This is a genomic window from Cumulibacter manganitolerans (genome assembly GCF_009602465.1).
Lineage (GTDB): Bacteria > Actinomycetota > Actinomycetes > Mycobacteriales > Antricoccaceae > Cumulibacter > Cumulibacter manganitolerans.
In genome coordinates this window covers 73,023-92,983 of the sequence record NZ_WBKP01000005.1, presented here as the reverse complement: position 1 = coordinate 92,983, position 19,961 = coordinate 73,023, and the positions used below count along the sequence as shown (strand labels likewise).

The following is a 19,961-nucleotide window of genomic DNA, read 5'->3' as shown; positions in this document are numbered from 1 at the left end:
TCAGTCCGTCGCCGCGCGCAGGATGCGCGGGTCGCGCAGCCGGGCGACCAGGCCGCCGAGCAGCAGCAGCGCGATCGCGAAGGACGACAGGCTGACGACGTAGGAGCCGGCAGCGGTGCGCAGCGCGGACATCAGCAGCGCCAGCACGAGCCCGCACTGGCCGGCGAGCTGCAGCAGCCCGTTGGACGTCGCCTCCGGGACCGGATAGGTCTCCTCCGCGGCGTACTGCATCACCAGGGGAAGCAGACCAGCGAGGAAGAAGCCGAGGGCCCCGGCGCAGACGAAGAACTGCCAGGGCAGCGAGGAGAACGCGAAGCCGGTGAGCGAGACGGCGGCCCCGATCAGCCCGGCCACGAGGAACGCCACCCGGCGGCGGAGCCGGTCGGACAACCAGGACAGCAGCACGGCGCCCACGAGACCACCCCCGAGCATGGCCGCGCCCACCAGGCCGGCCTGCTCGGCGTCCATCCCGCGCGGCGCCACGATCTGCTCGATCCACGTGGCGATGCCGTTGAACACCCCCATGCCGACGAACACCGCGACCAGCAGCAGCCCCATCCCGCGCGTGGTGATCGCGGTCCGCAGCCCGGCCAGCATCTGCGTGCGCACTCGCATCTCGCCGGGCTCCGGCGGGGTCGGCGGGTGCTCGCGCGCGACCGTCAGGAACAGCGCGGCGCTGAGCGCAGCGACGGCCCCGTAGCAGAGCTGCACCGCCGCGATCGACATCGACTCGACCAGCAGCGGCGTCGCCACCATGCCCGCAGCCGTGCCGAGCAGGTTGGCGAGCGTGATCTGGCCGATCGCCGAGGCGCGCCGACGCTCCGGGAACCAGTTTCCGGCCACCAGCGACCATGCGTTCAGCAGCAGCGGCTGGCAGCAGGCGATCACGATCGTGCTCGCGAGGACGCCGGCGTACGAGCCGCCGACGGCACCTCTGGCCAGCGCAGCCACGGCCGTCGCGACCGAGCCGATGCCGACGGCGAAGCGGAACCCACGAGTGTCCAGCAGCCAGGACGCCGGGATCGCGAGCGGCACGAACGCCGCCATGAAGACCAGCGACAGCAGGCCGATCTGCAGCTCGCTCGCGCCGTAGTACGCCGCCGCCTGCGTGGTGATCGGCGCGTAGCCGATCCAGAGCAGCTGCATCGAGAAGTTCACGGCCATCACCGCGGCGAGCACGGCGAACCGCCGTCGGTAGACGACGGCGGTTCGATGAACGGTCAGCGGCTGCACGCCTCGATCCTGCCGCAGCGGTGGCTAGCCGAACGTCAGGCCGGGGTAGCCGGCGTCCGCCTCCTCGGTGGTCAGCCGACGGAACTTCGGCGCGCCCCCGTTGTAGACGACGTAGCGGATGGTGCCCTTCTCGTGCCCGGCGACGTTGGAGTTGTAGCCGGTGAACCAGCCCTGCGCCTTGCGCATCAGCATGAACCCGTACAGCTCCTTCACGTGCGCGTCCCACGCCTCGGCGGCCTCACGCGTCGGTTCCTCGCGAGTGAGTCCCTTGTCCCACATGTGCTTCATCAGGTCGGTCGCCCAGTCGACGCCGTACTCGATGCCGCGGGGGAAGTTCGTCGATGCGGACGCGCTCTGCGGGCCGGTCGGCATCAGCATGTTGGGAAAGCCGGGAACCTCGAGACCGAAGTAGGTGACCGGGCCGTCGGCCCACGCGTCCTTGAGCTGCAGTCCGTCGACGCCGCGGATGTCCATGCGCTCGTACGCGCCGGTCACCGCATCGAAGCCGGTCGCGTAGATGATCACGTCGAGCTCGATCTCCCCGTCCGTCGTCTCGATGCCGGTGGGGGTGATGCGCTGGATCGGGGTCTTCTGCAGGTTCACCAGGTGCACGGTGTCGCGGTTGAACGCCTCCAGGTAGTTGGTCTCCATCGGGACGCGCTGGACGCCGAAGCCGTGGTCCTTTGGCACCAGGAAGTCCGCGACCTCCGGGTCGTCGATACGGCCGCGGATCTTGTCGGCCATGAACTCCGAGAGCTCGGCGTTTGCCTCCTCGTTCATGAAGGTGTCACGGAAGTTCGCCAGCCAGATTCCGAAGCCCGGCTCGGTGTAGAGCCGCTCCCAGAGGGCGAGGCGCTCCTCGCGGGGAACCTCGAAGAAGGGCCGGCGGTCAGGGTCGTGCACGAAACCACCCGGCGTCTTGGCGCACGCCTCGAAGATCTCGGTGTACCGGGACTTGAGCTCGGCCATCTCCTCCGGGCTGATCTCGCTGTTGTTCAGCGGGGCGATCCAGTTGGGTCGCCGGATGAACACGTGCAGCTCGCCCGCGGTCTTGGCGATCTCCGGGACCAGCTGGATCGACGTGGCGCCCGCGCCGATGACGCCGACGCGCTTGCCCTCCCAGTCCTCGGGACGCAGCGAGAAATCGAAGGTGTGCGAGGACTTTCCGGCGAAGGTGTCCAGCCCCGGGTAGCTCGGCGGCGTGGGCACCGACAGCAGGCCGATGCCCAGTACGACGAACCGGCTGGTCAGCTCACGGCCGTCGGAGGTGCGGACCGCCCAGCTGTGCGAGTCCTCGCGCCAGGTCATGCCGTCGACGTTGACGCCGAGCTGGATGTCGCGGCGCAGGTCGAACTTGTCGACGACGTACTGCAGGTAGCGCAGGTTCTCGGGCTGGCCCGAGAAGCGCTCCTTCCAGTCCCACTCCTGCAGCAGCTCGTCGGAGAACGAGTAGCTGTAGGTGACGGACTCGGAGTCGAACCGGGCGCCGGGGTAGCGGTTCCAGTACCAGGTGCCCCCGACCTCCGGCGCGGCCTCGAGGATCGTCGCGTCGATGCCGAGCTCCCGCATGCGGTACAGCTGGTAGATGCCGCAGACCCCGGCGCCGACGATGATCACCTCGTGGTCGAGATCGGCCGATTCCGGCCGGGCGCTGCGTTGTTGGGCATGAGTGGTCGTCATCACTCCACCGTACGTGACGGCAGTGTCAACTTCGAGGGGTCGCGCCGGGTGGCTATCTTGGTCGAAACGATTTTCTTCGCGCGAGCGCGCGCCGACCCAAAGGAGTCCCCGTGGGCGACCTCGACTACGGCACGGTCCAAGGCATCTACATCGACGGACAGTGGCGGGACGCCGACTCCGGGAAGACCTTCGACGTCACCGACCCGGCGACCGGCCGGCTCATCGGCCGCGTGTCGGACGCCGGACGGGAGGACGTCCGCGCGGCCGTCGACGCCGCGAGCCGCGCGCTGCCCGCATGGTCGAAGCTGACGGCGTACCAGCGCTCGGAGGTGCTGTACAAGGCGTACGCGCTGATGATGGAGCGCCAGGACGAGCTCGCCCGGCTGATGTCGACCGAGCAGGGCAAGCCGCTGCGGGCGGCGTCCATCGAGGTCAAGTACGCGGCCGACTTCCTGCTGTGGTTCGCGGAGGAGGGAAAGCGCGTGTACGGGCAGACCATCCCGTCGGCGCGGGCCGACCAGCGGTTCCTCGTGATGCACGGACCGGTCGGCGTCGTCGGCGCGGTGACGCCGTGGAACTACCCGATCTCGATGATCACCCGCAAGGTGGCGCCGGCGCTCGCGGCCGGGTGCACCGTCGTCCTGAAGCCCGCCGAGCAGACCCCGATCTGCGCGATCGAGGTGTTCAAGATCCTCGAGGAGGCCGGGGTGCCGGCCGGCGTCATCAACCTCGTGCCGTGCCTGGACCCGGTCCCGGTCGGCGACGAGTTCGTCTCGAACAAGGCCGTGCGCAAACTGACGTTCACCGGCTCGACGGCGGTCGGCAAGCTGCTGGCGCGCGGCGCGGCCGACCAGATGAAGCGGGTCTCGCTGGAGCTCGGGGGGCACGCGCCGTTCATCGTGTTCGGGGACGCCGACCCCAAGCACGCGGCGACCGGCGCCGCGATGGTGAAGGTGCTCAACACCGGCCAGGCGTGCATCAGCCCGAACCGGATCTTCGTGCACTCGTCGATCAAGGACAAGTTCCTGGAGGTGCTGACCGCTCGCCTGGAGAAGATGAAGGTCGGGCACGGCCTGGCGGAGGGCAGCAGCATCGGACCGCTGATCGACAAGGATGCACACGACCGGATGGAGCGCCAGGTGCGCGACGCCGTCAACAAGGGCGCGTCCCTGGCGACCGGCGGGAAGCGGGTCGCCGGCGACGAGTACGCCGAGGGCTACTTCTTCGAGCCAACCGTGCTCGCCGACGTCACTCCCGACATGGACATCTACCGCGAGGAGACGTTCGGTCCGATCGCGCCGATCATCGTGTTCGACGACGAGGAGGAGGTCATCGAGATGGCGAACGACACCGACTACGGCCTGGCGTCGTACATCTACACCCGCGACATCGGTCGCGCGCTGCGCGTGGCCGAGGGGCTCCGGTTCGGCATGGTGGGCATCAACGACATCAACCCGACGTCCGCGGCCGCGCCGTTCGGCGGGGTGAAGGAGTCCGGCCTCGGACGCGAGGGCGCGCAGGAGGGCATCCTGGAGTACCTCGACACCAAGCTGGTCGGCATCTCGATCAGCTAGCCGGCACCACCGCCCAGGAGGCGTCATGAGCTCTGGACATGCACACGCACCACTCGGCCCGGCGCGGGTCGAGGAGGTCTCCGACGGCGTCTTCGCCTACATCCAGCCGGACGGCTCCTGGTGGATCAACAACATGGGGTTCCTCGCGGGAAGGAAGCACACCATCGCGGTCGACACCACGTCGACGGTCGCCCGCACCAGCGCCTTCCAGGAGGCGATTGCCCGGACCGCCAACGTCCCGGTGACCACGCTGGTCAACACCCATCACCACGGCGACCACACCAACGGCAACTTCATGCTCGACGGCGCCACGATCGTCGCGCACGAGGAGGCCCGCCGGCTGATCGTCGAGGACGGCGAGGAGGGCATCAAGCGGCTGCAGAACGCCGGTATCTTCGTCAACCCCGACGGAGGGCCCGATTGGGGCGACATCGAGCCGGCTCCACCGTTCCTCACCTTCCGCGACGGCGTGGATCTGTACGTCGACGACCTCAGGTGCGAGGTTCGCCATCTGGGCTCCCCGGCGCACACCACGAACGACTCGATCGTGTGGATCCCCGAACGGCGGGTGCTCTTCAGCGGCGACCTGCTGTTCAACGGCGGCACTCCGTTCCTGCTGATGGGCTCCGTCGTCGGCGCGATCGAGGTGGTGCAGAGCCTCAAGCAGTTCGACGCCGAGGTGGTGGTGCCGGGGCACGGCGACGTGTGCACGATGTCCGTGGTGGACGACGTGCTCGACTACCTGCACTTCGTCAACGACCTGGCGGTGCGGGGACACGCCGACGGGGTCCCTCCGCTGGAGCTCGCTCGGCAGACCGACCTCGGCAGGTTCGCGGGCCTCGGCGACTCCGAGCGCATCGTCGGCAACCTGCACCGCGCGTACGCCGAGCTCGACGGCGGCGAACGCGGCGCCGAGATCGATACGCTCGCCGCCATCGGCGACATGGTGCAGTACAACGGCGGGAAGCCGCTGACCTGCCTCGCCTGACACCGGGCCGTACGCCGACGCGAAAGTCGCGGCGGCGTACGGCCCTCGGCGTCACCCGGCGTGCGCGGCCAGCTGCGCGGTGCCCGCTCCCCGCAGCCCGGGAAGCCCCGCGGGACGGCCGGTCAGCACCAGGAACAGGTCCGTCATGCTGCCCTCCACCGAGGCGCCCTCGCCGACCGACCACGCGGTGTCCGTGGCGGACAGGCGAAGCCCGCCGTACGGCAGCTTCTTGAAGACCTTGCTCTTCCTGCTGCCGCCGTACGACCAGACGTGGCGTGCCGCCTCGGCCACCTGCTCCGGCGGCAGCTGCACCGGGAGCCCGAGCGGGATGGCGATGTCCAGGGTGTGCCCCACGACGTCGATCAGCGCCTCGCGGCAGGTCAACCCCGGAAACGGCTTGTGGTAGCCGACCAGCCTGCGCAGTCGCGCGACGATCTCGTCGGTGCTGTAGCGCGCGGCCAAGGCGATGGAACCGTCGCGGATCAGCCGGTTGGTGCTCCCCGGGTAGCGCATCGCGAGCCGGAGCAGCTCCCCGGTGGACAGCAACGGCATCGTCAGATGGGCGGCGACGTCGCGCACGGTCCATCCCTCGCACAGCGACGGATGGCGCCACTGCTCCGGGGACGCCCCCGCCAGCACGTCCGCCAGCGCGGCCCGGCGATCGTCGACCGCCGCCCACACCTCGTTGTCGTTCATGGCCTTCCCCTTCCCCCAATTAGTACGATGATAGGACTACTTTGGGAAGCGGGAAAGTGGCGAACGGGGAGGAAATGTGGAGCGCGAGTGGCCGACGAGCCTGTTGATGTTCGTGCTGTACCGCGCGACCGAGGACCGCATCTTCGACGCGGTCGAGGATGCCGGCTTCAGCGGGCTCACCCGGGCGCAGGGCCGGTTGCTCGCCGGGCTCGATCCCGACGGGACGCGGCTGCTGGTGCTCGCCGATCGCGCCCGCATCGCGAAGCAGACGGCGGTCTCGCTGGTCGACCGGCTCGAGGCGGCGGGCATCGTCGAACGGACCCCCGATCCGAGTGACGGTCGCGCCCGGCTGATCAAGCTCACCGAACGCGGACAGCGGGCGATCCCCGTCGCGCGGACCGAGGAGCAGCGGATCGACGCCGACTGGGCCCAGGTGCTCGGAGAGCGACGCATGCTCGAGCTGCGGCGCTCGCTGGAGGACCTGTGGGCGGCCATGGAGCCGGCGGGCGTACGGTCGGGTCATGTGTGAGTACTGCGGCTGTAGGTCCGTGCCGTTGATCGGCCGGTTCTCGGAGGAGCACTACCGGATCGTCAACCTCTGCGGCGACCTGAAGCGGGCGATCGAGTCCGGTGATGGCGTCCTCGACGCGGCCAAGGCACTGGACGTGGTGCTGTTCCCGCACACGGAGGCCGAGGAGGTCGGGCTGTTCCGCGAGCTGCGCACCGACGAGGTGTACACCGCGACCATCGACTCGCTGTGCGCCGAGCACGAGCAGCTCGACGAGCAGCTCACCCGGATCGCCGAGGGCGCCCACGACGAGTACGAAGACTTCGAGAAGGCGCTGCGGCGCCACATCGACCACGAGGAGAACGGGCTGTTCCCGGCGGCGGTCGTCTCGCTCGACGGACCGCAGTGGGAACGGATCCTGGAGAACACGCCGAATCCTGCGTAGGGCGACGACGGGGCCGCTACCGGTTCACCAGCCGCAGGAAGGCGCCGAGCTGCGTCAACGCCGGGACGCTGGTGGGAAACGTGTCGCCGAGCGCCGGGCTGTGCACCAGGAACGACGCCCATTGGGCTCGAGAGATCGCCACGTTGAGCCGCCGCCGGTCGAGCAGGAACTCCAGCCCGCGCGGCACGTCGTCGGCGCTCGACGCAGCCAGCGACACGATGGTGACCGGTGCTTCGCGGCCCTGGAACTTGTCGACCGTGCCGACCTGGGCGGCCCGGTAACCGGCGTCGTCCAACGCGCGCCGGATCGCCGCCACCTGCGCGTTGTAGGGCGCCACCACGATGACGTCGCCTGCGGTCATGGGCCGCGGCGGGTCCTGCGGCGACCCGCGCCAGGTCGACCCCAGCACCCGCCGCACCAGGCCGACGACCACCTCGGCCTCCTCGACCGACACGACGCTGTTCCCGGCATGCTGCACCTCGACCGCGTGCAGTCCCGGGTCGAGGCCGGTGAGCTCGCGGACGTCCGTCGTGTCCACCTGCGACCGCAGCCGGCTCTCGTAGGCGAGCGCGGAAACCGGCTCGGTCAACGCGCTGTGCATCCGCCAGGACCGGCCCAGGAAGAACCCGCGCTCCGCGGGTAGCGTGTCGTGTCCCTCGGCGAGCCAGCCGAGCGCGGACTCGTTGATCGGCTCCGGGTGGCTGCCCTGGCTGACCTGGGGCAACTGCTGTGGATCGCCGAGCAGCAGCAGCCGCCGGGCCGCTCCGGAGGCGGCAACGGTGTGGGCCAGCGAGAACTGGCCCGCCTCGTCGATCACCAGCAGGTCGAGGCTGTCCTCCGGGAGGCCGGCGAGGTTCCACGCCGTACCGCCCACCACGCCACCGGCGCCGGCGTCGAGGAAGCCAGGGATGTCCTTCGGGTCCTTCAACGGCGTCCAACGGTGCACGGCCGCGGCGTCCTTGGGCTTCTTGGCGACCCGGGCCGCGTCGACGCCCGCCTCGACGACCTTGTCCAGGAAGTGCTCGACGGCGTCGTGGGACTGGGCGACCACGCCTACCCGCCACCCGCTCGTCGCGAGCTGGGCCACCACGCGCGAGCCGAGGTAGGTCTTGCCGGCGCCGGGAGGACCCTGCACGGCGATGTAGGAGTCATCGAGGCCGCGCACGGTCGCGACCAGGTCATCGGTCGAGGGCGACCGGCCCGCCCCGCCGGCAGCGAGCACTCCGGAGCGCAGCCGGGGAGGGCGGCGCGCGAGGACGTCGCCGACGGGACAGCGCGGCAGCGACCCGGTAGCCAGGGCGCGCTCCGCGAGGGCCCGGATCGCGGCCTCCAGCGGCGCCGCCGGAATCAGGTCGAACTGGAACGCGGCCATGGGCAGGTGGGGATACGGCTCCTGGCCCTTGCGCGTCCGCTCGTCCAGGGTGACGGCCCATCGACCGTCGGCGAGCGGCTCGAGCGAGACGATCTTCGCCTCCTTCGCGATCGCGCGATGGGCGCCGGGATCGCACGTGAGCACCGGTGGGATGTCCTCGTAGACGAGGGCCACCTTCGTGCCCTCGCCCAGAGCGGTGCCCGGATCCAGCGGCCCGGTCAGCCGCAGCCGCCGCGTGAAGGTGCTCGACCGTCGCGTCGCCTTCGCCCAGTCGTCCACGGGCTCGACGCTCTCGGGCACGATCGTGCCGCGCGGGTCGAGCCACTCGTCGACGGGGGAGATCCCGCGGTCGAAGTACGCCCACCACATCGGCTTGTCCTCGCGCCGGAAGTAGCCGAGGGCCGCCGCGAGCAGCGCGATGCCGCGCTGCTCCGCATCACGGTCGGCGCGGTCGGGTGGAAGGGGAGCGAGCAGCCGCTCGGCGAGGCCCTGCAGCTCGTCCAGCCGCGACGGCTCGCGCTCGCCGGGGGAGTCGTCGGCCGCCGCAATGGGCGCACCGGAGCGATGGGCGAGCAGCCAGTCGCGCAGCTTCCAGGTCGAGACGCAGTCGTACTCGTTGTAGTCGCCGATCTCGCCCAGCAGCCGGCTCGCCTCCGGCTCGTCACCACGCGCGCGGGCGGCGGTGAACTCGTGGTACTGCAGCACGGAGTCGGCGGCGGTCGTCACGCCGTCCTCGGTGCGCAGCCGCGTGCCCATGTACAGCGGCTCGAGCTTCTTGATGCTGTAGGACGGCGCGGACACCCGCACCGACTGGCGGACGGCGGCGTACAGGTCGACGAACACGCCCGCGCGCAACAGGTCGTCGAGCTGGTCCTCGCCGTACATGTGCCGCGCGGTCAGCCGCTTGAGCGCCGTCGGCTCGTACGGCGCGTAGTGGTAGATGTGCAAGCCCGGATGCTCGGCGCGACCCTTGGCGACGAAGTCGAAGAACTCGACCAGCGCCTGACGCTCCTCGACCCGATCGTGCGCCCAGAACGGGGTGAAAGCGCCGTCCGGCTCGTCGAGGGTGACCAGACCGAACAGGTACTCGAGGCCGGACGCGAGACCGTCGGCGTCGGTCCACAGCGGGTCGCCCTCGAAGTCGAAGAAGATGTCGCCGGGGTCCGGCGGCGGCAGCTGATCGAGGTACGCGGCGTCGATGATCTCGTAGGCGACCTCTCCGTCCACCGCTCCGGACTGCATCGCCGCCTGAGCCCGCAGGCGCTGCCACGTGCGCTCGGTGAGGTCCGCGACGGTGCGGCTCGAGCGCGCGAGGTCCGTCATCGTGCGGATGCCGCCGGCCCGCAGCCGGTCCCGTTGCCGCCGGGTGAGACCGGCGACCCGCAGCAGGTCGTCGGCCGCCTCGACCTCGCTCTCGCAGACCGGGCAACCGCCGCAGATGCGGTAGCGGTCGTCTCCCCACCGGGCGGCGTCCGGCTGCGCCAGGTGCGCGTCGATCAACCGGGCCAGATAGTCGCGACGGCGGTGGAAGACCGGAATCACGTCGTCCAGCCGCTGCCCGTGGCGGGTGCGATCACCCAGCAGCAGGTAGCCGTCGTCGGCCCGCGGGACGCCCATCCGGTCGAGCTGATCGGCGTACGCCGCGATCTGCAGCACGGCCGACACCCGAGCCCGCCGCGCGAGCTTCGCGTCCCACACCTGGTACCGGCCGTCGTCGTCCTTCACCAGGAAGTCGGCCATGCCGCCGAAGGCACCGTCGTACAGCACGCCCTGCGCGACGACCTCCGCGCCGTCGAGCAGCGCCTGCCGCGTGCGGTCGGCAGCGTGCTGCAGCGACTCGGGGGTGTACGGCGCGGGACGCTCGATCTGCACCACGGTGTGGGCCTCCCGCAGGCGATCGAGCTCGCGGGCCTCGTGGGCGTCGCCGAGAGCGGCGATCCGGCGCAGCAGCGGATCGGCCTGCTCGACGCGCGAGGCGCGGCGCAGCTGCACGTCGATGCCGCGCAGCCAGCCGAACTCGCACTCGGCCGAGTGGGTCAGGTCGCTCGGGCTGAGCACGACTCCACCGGCTCGGATCAGCGCCATGTCTCCTCCTGGGATCGGTCGCCGCCCAGCATGCCGCAGGCCTCCGACAACTCGCGCGACACCCGCTGCGGTCAGGACCGCCGACGGCGACCGGTGATACTGGAGTGATGCATGCCGACTCGCCGACCCGCGCGCGCCTGGCCCCGGGCGTCGCTGCCGGGCATCCCGCGACGGCGGCCACCGGGATCGACGTCCTCGAGGCCGGCGGCAACGCGGTCGACGTCGCGGTGGCGATGATGCTGACGAGCTGCGTCGCCGAGACCGTCTACACCGGCCTGGGCGGGGGCGGCTTCGCGACCGTGTACGACGCTGCGTCCGGCGAGGTCGCCTGCGTGGACTTCTTCGTCGCCATTCCCGGGCTGTCGGGCCGTCCACCCGGCCCGACGGTCCCGGTGACGATCAGGTTCGGCGGCCAGCTGCTGCCGTACGCGATCGGTGCGGCGTCCGCGGCCGTACCCGGAGTGCCGCGCGGCGCGGCGCACCTTCACGAGCGCTGGGGATCGCTGTCGTGGGACGCCGTGTGCCGCCCGGCCATCGAGGCGGCCCGGCACGGGGTGGTCCTGACCCGAGAGCACAAGCTGACCCTGGACTCGATCTGGCCGTGCATGGGGATGGGCTTCGGCGACCGGGTGCATCGTCGGCCGGACGGCGCGATCGTGACCGCCGGCGACACGCTGCGCATCCCGAACCTCTGGAAGGCGCTGGAGAGACTGCGCGTCGACGGCCCGGACGCGTTCTACTCCGGCGACGTCGCGCACGCGATGCTGCACGCATTCGGCCGGGACGGCGCCATCGATCCCGAAGACCTCGCCGCCTACCGGGTGCTCGACACGGTCCCGCGGGTCAGCGAGGTCCGGGGCGGCCGGGTGCACGCCCGCGGTGACGATCTCGACGACCTGCTCGGCACCCTCGAACGCCTCGAGGCCTCCGGCAGCGCCGGGGAGGCGTGGAGCACGCCCCGGGCGGCGACGGCGCTCGTCGGTGCCCTCCGCGCCGGTGCGCTGCGCACCGAGACGACGAACCTGGTGGCCTGCGACACCGACGGCAACGTCTGCGTCATCACCACCAGCCTCGGGCTCGGGGCCGGGGTCTGGGTGCCCGAATACGGTCTGCACCCCAACTCGATGCTCGGCGAGGGAGAGCTGATCCGGCCGGGCGCGCTGCCCGGGTCGCGGATGGGCTCGATGATGTCGCCGCTGATCATCACCGACGACGACGGCCCCGTGCTCGCCGCCGGCGCGGCGGGCGGCAGCCGGATCCGCAGCTCGCTCGCCCAGGTCCTGCTGGGCGTGCTCGCCGGCGGCCGCCCGGTGCAGGAGGCGATCAGCGCGCCCCGGCTCAACCCCGTCGACGACCTGGTGCGTATCGAGCCGGGGTTCGCCCACGAGGTCATCGCCGAGCTCCGCGCGGCGGGGGAGCGGCTGGTCGTCTCGGAGATGCGCCATCCCTATTTCGGGGGCGTCTCCGCCATCTCCCGCACCGGGGCCGGGGCCGACCCGCGCCGCGGCGGCGTCGCGGTCACCCTCACCTGACCCGCCGCAGCGGCCCAGCCGGTGCGCGGCCGTAGGCTCGACCGGTGAGCAGCCCACCCGCCGACGTGCAGATCACGGCTGAGATCGTGCGGGGGCTGCTCGCGCAGGCGCCGCGGTACGCCGGGCTGCCCGCGCGATTCGCCGCCGAGGGCTGGGACAACGAGATCTGGCGGCTCGGTGCGGACCTCGCCTTGCGGCTCCCGCGGCGACGCGAGGGCGCGGGGCTGATCGAGAAGGAGAACCGCTGGCTGCCGCTGCTGGCGAGCCGGATCAGCCTGCCGGTTCCGCAGCCGCTGTTCGCCGGCCGGCCGGACGATCGCTACCCGTACCCGTGGGCGGTCACCCGCTGGCTGCCCGGCTCGCCCGCGTCGGGCCTGCCGCCGGTCGAGCGCGACGGCTACGCCGACCGGCTCGCGAAGGCGCTGCGCGAGCTGCACCGGGCCGCGCCCGCCGACGCGCCGGTGAACCCGGTGCGGGGCGGTCCGCTCGCCGAACGGGCGCCGTACGCGCGGGAGCGCTTCGCGCGCCTGGGCACGCCGGCCGCGCCGTTGGGGCAGGCGCTCGACGACGCGCTCGAGGCGCCGGCGTACCGCGGCGCTCCGCGGTGGCTGCACGGTGACCCGCACCCCTTCAACACGCTCGTGGACGGCACCCGGCTCAGCGCGCTGATCGACTTCGGCGACCTCGGCGCGGGCGATCCCGCCTGCGACGTCGGCGTCGGCTGGCTGCACTTCACCCCGAGTGGCCTGCGACACTTCCTGGACTCGTACGGAGCCGGCCCGCAGCTGCGTCGGCGGGCGCGCGGCTGCGCCGCGGTCTACGCGTCGTTCATGCTGCTGCTCGAGGCCGAGCATCCGCTGCACGGCTGCGGCGAGCGGGCCCTCACCACGCTGCGCTCCGACCGGGCCCGGCGCGGGCCGCACACCGGCGACGCGCGGTCGTCTCAAAACGGCTACCCGCGTTCCGAACGCCGGTGACAGGCACTATTCTCGACACATACGTGCGCCCTCACGCGCCCTGCACATCGGGGAGCGGGCGCCGTACGCCGGGAGACCACCTATCCGGAGGATGACAGTGACCCTCGCGCCCGAACGTCCGGTCGTTGCGACGACGACCCCAGCACCGCCACACGTGGCGAAGCCGGGGTCGATGTTCTCGAACGTCCTGCGGACGACCGACCACAAGACCATCGGCAAGATGTACTTCGCCGCCTCGTTCGGCTTCTTCATGATCGGCGGCCTGATGGCCATGCTGATGCGTGCGGAGCTGGCGTACCCGGGCTACCAGTTCCTGTCGCCGGAGCAGTACAACCAGCTGTTCACCAACCACGGCGCGATCATGCTGCTGATGTTCGCGACCCCGCTGTTCTTCGCGTTCGCCAACCTGGTCGTTCCGCTGCAGATCGGCGCCCCCGACGTCGCGTTCCCCCGGCTGAACGCGCTGTCGTTCTGGCTGTTCCTGTTCGGGTCGATCACCAACCTCTCCGGCTTCCTGACCCCGAGCGGCGGCGCCGACTTCGGCTGGTTCGCCTACACGCCGCTGTCGAACGCCGCGAACTCGCCCGGTGTCGGCGCGGATCTGTGGCTGATCGGCCTGGGCATCTCCGGCCTCGGCACGATCCTCGGCGCGGTCAACTTCATCACCACGATCGTGTGCATGCGCGCGCCCGGTATGACGATGTTCCGGATGTCGATCTTCACCTGGAACTCGCTGATCACCTCGCTGCTGATCCTCGTCGCGTTCCCGATCCTGACCTCGGCGTTCCTGGTCCTGCTGGCCGATCGACAGCTCGGGGCGGTGGTGTTCGAACCGGAGAACGGCGGCGCCATCCTCTGGCAGCACCTGTTCTGGTTCTTCGGCCACCCCGAGGTGTACATCATCGCGCTGCCGTTCTTCGGCGTCGTCACCGAGATCATCCCGGTGTTCAGCCGCAAGCCGGTGTTCGGCTACAAGGGACTGGTCTTCGCGACGGTCTCCATCGCCGTCCTGTCCATCGCCGTGTGGGCGCACCACATGTACGCGACGGGCGCGGTGGCGCTGCCGTTCTTCTCCTTCATGACCTTCTTGATCGCGGTGCCCACGGGCCTGAAGTTCTTCACGTGGGTGCTGACGATGTGGCGAGGAGCGATCACATTCGAGACACCCATGCTGTTCGCAGTCGGGTTCGTCGTGACGTTCCTCTTCGGCGGACTCACCGGCGTGCTGCTGGCCGCCCCGCCGATCGACTTCCACGTCTCGGACACCTACTTCGTCGTCGCGCACTTCCACTACGTGCTCTTCGGCACCGTGGCCTTCGCGGCGTACGGCGGCACCTACTTCTGGTTCCCGAAGTTCACCGGCCGGTTCATGAACGAGCGGCTCGGCAAGTGGCACTTCTGGCTGACCTTCGTCGGCTTCCACGGCACCTTCCTCGTGCAGCACTACCTCGGCAACGAGGGCATGGCACGCCGCTACGGCGACTACCTGCTCAGCGACGGCTTCGCCGGCCTGAACCAGTTCTCGACGGTGTTCGCCTTCGTGCTCGGCGCGTCGGTGCTGCCGTTCATGTGGAACCTCTACCACTCCTACAAGTACGGAGAGGTCACCACCGCGGACGACCCGTGGGGCTTCGGCAACTCGCTCGAGTGGGCGACCACGTCGCCGCCGCCGCGGCACAACTTCCTGTCGCTGCCGCGCATCCGCTCCGAGCGTCCGGCGTTCGAGCTGCACTACCCGCACATGCTCGAGCGGCTCGAGCTGGAGGCGCACGCCGGCAAGCGCGGGCGTGAGCACGCGGCCGCAGCGGTAGCGGCGCGGCACCGCGACGGCGGCAGCACCGCGGTGCTCGATCGCGACGACAGCGCCCCGTTGGACCGCGACGACGTGCCGCGCTCGACCTCGAAGCGTGACCCGCACAATCCCGAGCACGCCTAGTCGCAACCGTTCTCATGGCCGCCCGCCCGGGCGGCCATGAGTCGTTTCCAAGGAGCTGAGGATGGGTTGCTTCGTCGTCCTGCTGGGCGCCGAGCTCGACACGGATCTGCTGCGTGACCTCGAGCGCGCGATCGACGACGCCGGTGGCCGCATCGAGGGGCTGAAGGTGCTCGACGAGCAGCCGGCGGCGCTCGAGCTGCGGATCGCCGGCCTGGACGCGAGCGCCGTACGCCGGGTGGTCGGCGACCGGACCCGCGAGGCGGGCGTCGACCTGTGCGCCGAGGACGCGATCGCGGACGCCCGTCCCCGGCACGGGCTGCTGCTGATGGACGTCGACTCCACGCTCGTCGCCGGCGAGGTGATCGACTCGCTCGCGGCGTACGCCGGCAAGGGCGAGCAGGTCGCGGCCGTCACCGAGCGGGCGATGCGCGGCGAGCTGGACTTCCGCGAGAGCCTGTACGCGCGGGTCGCGACGCTCGCCGGGCTGCCCGCGGAGGTCATCGACGACGTGCGCCGTAGTCTGCGGCTCAGCCCGGGCGCGCGCACCCTCATCGCAACCCTGCAGTCGGACGGCGCCGTCGTCGGGGCCGTCTCCGGCGGGTTCAGCCAGATCCTCGACCCGCTCGCCGACGAGATCGGCCTGGACTTCGCGGCGGCCAACCTGCTGGAGGTCACCGAGGGCCGGCTGACCGGGCGGGTGGTCGGCGACGTGGTCGACCGCGCCGCGAAGGCGGCGCACCTGCGGCGGCTCGCCGAGGCCAACGGCCTGGACCGCGCGCAGACCGTCGCGGTGGGGGACGGCGCGAACGATCTGGACATGCTCGCCGCCGCGGGCGTGGGCATCGCGTTCAACGCCAAGCCCGTCGTCCAGCTCGAGGCGCCGGCCACCCTCAACCTGCCGACCCTGGAGGGTGTCCTGCTGCTGCTGGGCATCCCCCGCGCGGCGTTCGTCGAGGTCGAGTGACCCGCCGGCCGCCGTCGCGGGGCCGGCCGGGGGCGTGCGGTCAGTCGCAGGCGGGGGCGTCCTCGTAGACCTCCACGCCCGCGGCGCGGAGCTCGCCGAGCGCGGCCGCGGTCGTGTCGTGCGCGACGCCCGCCGTGTAGTCGAGCAGCACCCGCGTCGCGAACCCCTCACGCGCCGCGTCGAGCGCCGTCGCGCGGACGCAGTGGTCGGTGGCGATGCCTGCGACGTCCACTCGGATCACGTCGTGCGCCCGAAGCCAGTCCGCGAGCGTCACGCCGTCGTCGCTGACGCCTTCGAACCCCGAGTACGCGGCGGTGTACGCGCCCTTGTCGAAGATCGCCTCGAGCGGGCCGGTGGTGAGATCCGGGTGGAACGCCGCGCCGCGCGTCCCGACGACGCAGTGCACCGGCCAGGTGCTCACGTGGTCCGGCTGCTCGCTGAAGTGCGCGCCCGGGTCGACGTGCGCGTCACGGGTCGCCACCACGTGGGCGTACTGCGAGCTCTTCACCAGCAGCGACACGTCGCGTGCGACCTTGCCGCCGCCGGCGACGGCCAGCGAGCCGCCCTCGCAGAAGTCGTTCTGCACGTCGACGACGATCAGCGTGCGTCCGGTGGTGTCGTTCATGAGCTCTCTCCCTCGTTCGCGTCGTAGACGTCCACATCGATCGCAGCGTCGCCGCGCAGCAGCTTCAACGCCTCGCGCGGCAGCGACCGCATCGCCTGCCGGTGGTAGGCGCGTGACTGCTCCAGGTCGGCGCGGTCGACGAACTCGCCGTTGCGGACGAAGTCCACCTGCAGCACGACGTCGTTGTCGTCGTGCGCCGGCCGCCCGTTGACCGCGGCCCGTTCCTCGGTGATCTTGCCCTTGGCGTCGAGGCGGCGCACGGACGTCTTCGCGCCGCCGACCGAGACCTTGCCGGACGCCGTCTTGGCGACCGGTACGCCGTCGCGTTCCACGATCTTGTAGACCATGCCGGCGGTCGGCGCCCCCGAGCCGGTCACCAGCGACGTGCCGACGCCGTAGCCGTCCACGGGTGCCGCGCGCAGCGCGGCGATCGCGTACTCGTCCAGGTCGCTCGTGACGATGATCTTGGTGGCGCGGGCGCCGAGGGAGTCCAGCAGCTCGCGGGCCTCGTGGGCGAGCGAGCCGAGATCGCCGGAGTCCAGGCGGATCGCGCCGAGCTGCGGACCAGCGGCGGCGACCGCGTTGCGGATTCCGTCCATGACGTCGTAGGTGTCCACCAGCAGCGAGGTGCCGGCGCCGAGCGCCGCGACCTGCCCAGAGAACGCGTCGACCTCGCGCTCGTGCAGCAGTGTCCACGCGTGCGCGGCGGTCCCTGCAGTGCGCACACCGAACCGCCGTCCCGCCTCGAGGTTGGAGGTCGAGGCGAAGCCGACCAGGTAGGCGGCGCGGGCCGCGGCCACCGCGGCCTCCTCGTGGGTGCGCCGCGAGCCCATCTCGATGCAGGGCCGGTCGCCGGCCGCGGAGATCATCCGGGCCCCGGCGCCCGCGATGGCCGAGTCGTGGTTGAGGATCGACAGAATGAGCGTCTCGAGGATCACGCCCTCGGCGAACGACGACCGGACGGTAAGGATCGGGGACTCCGGGAAGTAGATCTCACCCTCCCGGTAGCCGACGATGTCGCCGCTGAACCGGTAGCCCTCGAGCCACCGCAGGGTTTGCGCGTCGACCACCTTCGCGTCCGCCAGGAACCGCAGCTGGTCGTCGTCGAAGCGGAACCGCTCGATCGCGTCGATCAGCCGCCCGGTGCCGCCGACGACGCCGTACCGCCGGCCCTCGGGCAGCCGACGGGCGAACGCCTCGAACACGCACGGCCGGCCGGCTGTGCCGTCCTTCAGCGCGGCGGCGATCATCGTGAGCTCGTAGTGGTCGGTCAGCAGCGCGCTGCTGTTTGCGGCGGACGTGGAGGTCATGCCCCGATCCTAGGGGCCGTGGTGCTGCGCACGCGGCCGTCGGCCGCCTCGCGCGACAAGTACCCACGCCACCCGGATGTCTGGGACCATGAAGGCATGGACGCGCCACGGATGACGGCCAGATCGCTGCCCGAGCAGCTGCAGCAGCAGGATGCCGACGAGGTACGCGAGCCCGAGAAGCAGTGGGTGACGATCGTCTGGAACGACCCGGTGAACCTGATGAGCTACGTGACCTACGTCTTCAAGAAGCTGTTCGGATACGACGACCAGAAGGCGACGAAGCTGATGCTCGACGTGCACCACGAAGGCAGAGCGGTCGTGTCGACCGGCAGCAAGGAGTCGATGGAGCACGACACCGCCCGGCTGCACGCGATGGGCCTGTGGGCCACCTTCCAGCAGGACTAGCCGGTGCGCTACTTCACGGTGCAGGGCTCCCGGATCGCGATGAGCTTCGAGGAGATCGAACGCGAGATCCTGACCGGGTTCTTCGGGCAGGTGCGCGCGATCCTGCACGAACGAACCGCAGAGACCGGTCAGGCCGGTACCTTCGGCGAGTCCGGCGACGACGCCGAGTCGCTGCTCGCCTCGCTCGAGCAGCGCAGCCGGCCGTTGCCCCCGCCGGACGACCCGGCGATCGCGCGGCTGCTGCCGTCCGGACGCCGCGACGAGGTGCCCGGAGCGGGCGAGAGCGCGATCGAGTTCCGCAGGCTCACCGAGCAGGAGCTGCGCACCGGCAAGATGGCGGACGCGGAGGTCGCCGAACGGCTGGTCGCGGAGCAGACCGACCTCGGCCTGGACGACGCGACGACGCTGCTGCGGGCACTCAACGACGTCCGGCTCAGCCTCGGTGCTCGGCTGGAGATCGCCGAGGACACGCCGTACCCGGCGTCCATCGAGAACGAGCAGGATCAGGCGCTGGCCATCTACTTCTGGACCGGCGGCGTGCAGGAGGAGCTGCTGGAGGCCGTCGTCGAGGTCGACGACGCGATCTAGGCGGCGCCGCCGCGCCGCGCCCGTTGGCGTAGGTACGTGGCGACGAACCCGATCGCCAGCAGCCAGGCGGTCACCGCGCTGACCCACACCCCGCGCGGGATGCTGGCGTTCCCACGGTGAGCCGCCAGCGACCCGACGACCGCGACGGCCGCGGTCGTCACCAGCAGGAGCAGCAGGCCGAGGCGCAAGAACGCGACGACGCCCTGCTGCACGACGTCCCGCATCTGGTCGGGGTCGTTGTCGGGATTCCAGGTGCGCACGGTCAGTGCACCGAGCACGATCCCGGCGAGGGCCAGGACCGAGGTCACGACTGTCAGCAGCATGGGCATGGTGCTCCGATCGTAGCCGCCGGATCACGCTGCTCAGGCATCATGGAGACCATGAGCAGTGCAACGCCCATCCTTCCCGCCCGGCGCTCGCTCGACGAGCGGCTGTCGCGCCCCCTGCCCGCGGCGATCATCGTCGCCGGGCTGCTGCTGGTGATGGTGGTGCTGGAGGCCATCGACGCCGCCGTACCTGCCGACCTCGACCTGTGGGGGATCCACGCGCAGGAGGCCGACGGGCTTCCCGGCATCCTGGTCGCGCCGTTCCTGCACCACGGCTTCGCGCACCTGTGGTCCAACGCCGTCCCGTTCTTCGTCCTCGGCTGGCTCACCCTCCTCGGCGGCCTGAAGCGGTTCGTGCTGGCCAGCATCGGGATCATCCTGATCTCCGGGCTCTTCGCGTGGGCGCTGACGTTCGGGCCGGGCACCCAGGTCGTCGTCGGGGCCAGCGGATGGGTGTTCGGGTTGCTGACGTACCTGCTCGCCCGCGGCATCTTCACCCGCAACGCGCGGCAGATCGTGATCAGCGTCGTCGTCCTGGCGTTGTACGGGAGCGTCCTGTTCGGCGTGCTGCCCGGTCGCGCCGGCATCTCCTGGCAGGGCCACCTCGGCGGCGCCCTCGCGGGTCTGCTCATGGCGTGGCTGCTGTCGCGGGGCGCGCGCAGGAAGCCGGCCGACGCGGAGGTCTCGTTGGCTGGGTCACGCCCTACCCTGTAATTC

At 71.0% G+C, this 19,961-nt stretch carries 18 protein-coding genes; 11 read left to right on the top strand and 7 right to left on the bottom strand.

From position 1 onward, the window contains the following. Complete coding sequence (locus F8A92_RS03255) at positions 1 to 1,233, bottom strand: MFS transporter (RefSeq protein ID WP_153503286.1); 1,233 nt, start codon at positions 1,231 to 1,233, stop codon at positions 1 to 3. Positions 1,234 to 1,257: 24 nt separating this feature from the next. After that, positions 1,258 to 2,913, bottom strand: coding sequence for a flavin-containing monooxygenase (locus F8A92_RS03250; protein ID WP_153503284.1), 1,656 nt, complete (start codon positions 2,911 to 2,913; stop codon positions 1,258 to 1,260). Between the two features lie 110 nt (positions 2,914 to 3,023). Between F8A92_RS03250 and F8A92_RS03245 the strand changes: the two genes are divergently transcribed. Beyond that, entirely contained in the window at positions 3,024 to 4,487 is a 1,464-nt protein-coding gene (locus F8A92_RS03245; protein ID WP_228389154.1) for an NAD-dependent succinate-semialdehyde dehydrogenase, read from the top strand. A gap of 25 nt (positions 4,488 to 4,512) precedes the next feature. After that, positions 4,513 to 5,475 carry an MBL fold metallo-hydrolase gene (locus F8A92_RS03240; protein ID WP_153503282.1) on the top strand — a complete coding sequence of 321 codons (963 nt, stop codon included), beginning with the start codon at positions 4,513 to 4,515 and terminating at the stop codon, positions 5,473 to 5,475. Between the two features lie 51 nt (positions 5,476 to 5,526). Here F8A92_RS03240 and F8A92_RS03235 read toward each other — a convergent pair whose 3' ends face one another. Further along, entirely contained in the window at positions 5,527 to 6,171 is a 645-nt protein-coding gene (locus tag F8A92_RS03235) for a maleylpyruvate isomerase family mycothiol-dependent enzyme (RefSeq protein ID WP_153503280.1), read from the bottom strand. A 76-nt stretch (positions 6,172 to 6,247) separates the two neighbouring features. On the opposite strand from F8A92_RS03235, the gene F8A92_RS03230 reads away from it, so the two are divergent. Both F8A92_RS03230 and F8A92_RS03225 read left to right on the top strand, forming a co-directional pair. Beyond that, entirely contained in the window at positions 6,248 to 6,700 is a 453-nt protein-coding gene (locus tag F8A92_RS03230) for a MarR family winged helix-turn-helix transcriptional regulator (RefSeq protein ID WP_323368422.1), read from the top strand. After that, the gene (locus F8A92_RS03225; protein WP_153503278.1) at positions 6,693 to 7,124 is read left to right on the top strand and encodes a hemerythrin domain-containing protein; all 432 of its coding nucleotides are present in this window, start codon (positions 6,693 to 6,695) and stop codon (positions 7,122 to 7,124) included. Before F8A92_RS03230 ends, F8A92_RS03225 begins: the two co-directional genes overlap by 8 nt. Before the next feature lie 16 nt (positions 7,125 to 7,140). Here F8A92_RS03225 and F8A92_RS03220 read toward each other — a convergent pair whose 3' ends face one another. After that, entirely contained in the window at positions 7,141 to 10,581 is a 3,441-nt protein-coding gene (locus tag F8A92_RS03220) for a TM0106 family RecB-like putative nuclease (protein ID WP_153503276.1), read from the bottom strand. Positions 10,582 to 10,688: 107 nt separating this feature from the next. Between F8A92_RS03220 and F8A92_RS03215 the strand changes: the two genes are divergently transcribed. The 4 genes from F8A92_RS03215 to serB all read left to right on the top strand — a co-directional run bounded on the left by F8A92_RS03215 (position 10,689) and on the right by serB (position 15,990). Continuing rightward, entirely contained in the window at positions 10,689 to 12,113 is a 1,425-nt protein-coding gene (locus F8A92_RS03215) for a gamma-glutamyltransferase (protein WP_153503274.1), read from the top strand. A gap of 44 nt (positions 12,114 to 12,157) precedes the next feature. Further along, on the top strand, positions 12,158 to 13,090 hold the full coding sequence (locus tag F8A92_RS03210; RefSeq protein ID WP_153503272.1) for an aminoglycoside phosphotransferase family protein: 933 nt from the start codon (positions 12,158 to 12,160) through the stop codon (positions 13,088 to 13,090). Between the two features lie 172 nt (positions 13,091 to 13,262). Beyond that, positions 13,263 to 15,026, top strand: coding sequence for an aa3-type cytochrome oxidase subunit I (ctaD, locus tag F8A92_RS03205; protein WP_153503270.1), 1,764 nt, complete (start codon positions 13,263 to 13,265; stop codon positions 15,024 to 15,026). Between the two features lie 61 nt (positions 15,027 to 15,087). Next, positions 15,088 to 15,990, top strand: coding sequence for a phosphoserine phosphatase SerB (gene serB, locus F8A92_RS03200; RefSeq protein ID WP_194291337.1), 903 nt, complete (start codon positions 15,088 to 15,090; stop codon positions 15,988 to 15,990). Between the two features lie 40 nt (positions 15,991 to 16,030). On the opposite strand, the gene F8A92_RS03195 is transcribed toward serB, so the two are convergent. Then, on the bottom strand, positions 16,031 to 16,615 hold the full coding sequence (locus tag F8A92_RS03195) for an isochorismatase family protein (RefSeq protein WP_153503268.1): 585 nt from the start codon (positions 16,613 to 16,615) through the stop codon (positions 16,031 to 16,033). Then, a complete protein-coding gene (locus F8A92_RS03190; RefSeq protein WP_153503265.1) occupies positions 16,612 to 17,925 on the bottom strand; it encodes a nicotinate phosphoribosyltransferase in 1,314 nt (437 codons plus the stop codon). Before F8A92_RS03190 ends, F8A92_RS03195 begins: the two co-directional genes overlap by 4 nt. A 96-nt stretch (positions 17,926 to 18,021) precedes the next feature. Between F8A92_RS03190 and clpS the strand changes: the two genes are divergently transcribed. Further along, positions 18,022 to 18,330 carry an ATP-dependent Clp protease adapter ClpS gene (gene clpS / locus F8A92_RS03185; protein WP_194291336.1) on the top strand — a complete coding sequence of 103 codons (309 nt, stop codon included), beginning with the start codon at positions 18,022 to 18,024 and terminating at the stop codon, positions 18,328 to 18,330. A 3-nt stretch (positions 18,331 to 18,333) separates the two neighbouring features. Beyond that, on the top strand, positions 18,334 to 18,918 hold the full coding sequence (locus F8A92_RS03180) for a DUF2017 family protein (RefSeq protein ID WP_153503263.1): 585 nt from the start codon (positions 18,334 to 18,336) through the stop codon (positions 18,916 to 18,918). On the opposite strand, the gene F8A92_RS03175 is transcribed toward F8A92_RS03180, so the two are convergent. After that, positions 18,915 to 19,247, bottom strand: coding sequence for a hypothetical protein (locus F8A92_RS03175; protein ID WP_153503262.1), 333 nt, complete (start codon positions 19,245 to 19,247; stop codon positions 18,915 to 18,917). The two genes, F8A92_RS03180 and F8A92_RS03175, sit on opposite strands and share 4 nt — an antisense overlap. A 51-nt stretch (positions 19,248 to 19,298) precedes the next feature. Between F8A92_RS03175 and F8A92_RS03170 the strand changes: the two genes are divergently transcribed. Continuing rightward, on the top strand, positions 19,299 to 19,958 hold the full coding sequence (locus F8A92_RS03170; RefSeq protein ID WP_153503260.1) for a rhomboid family intramembrane serine protease: 660 nt from the start codon (positions 19,299 to 19,301) through the stop codon (positions 19,956 to 19,958). Positions 19,959 to 19,961 lie beyond the last annotated feature (3 nt).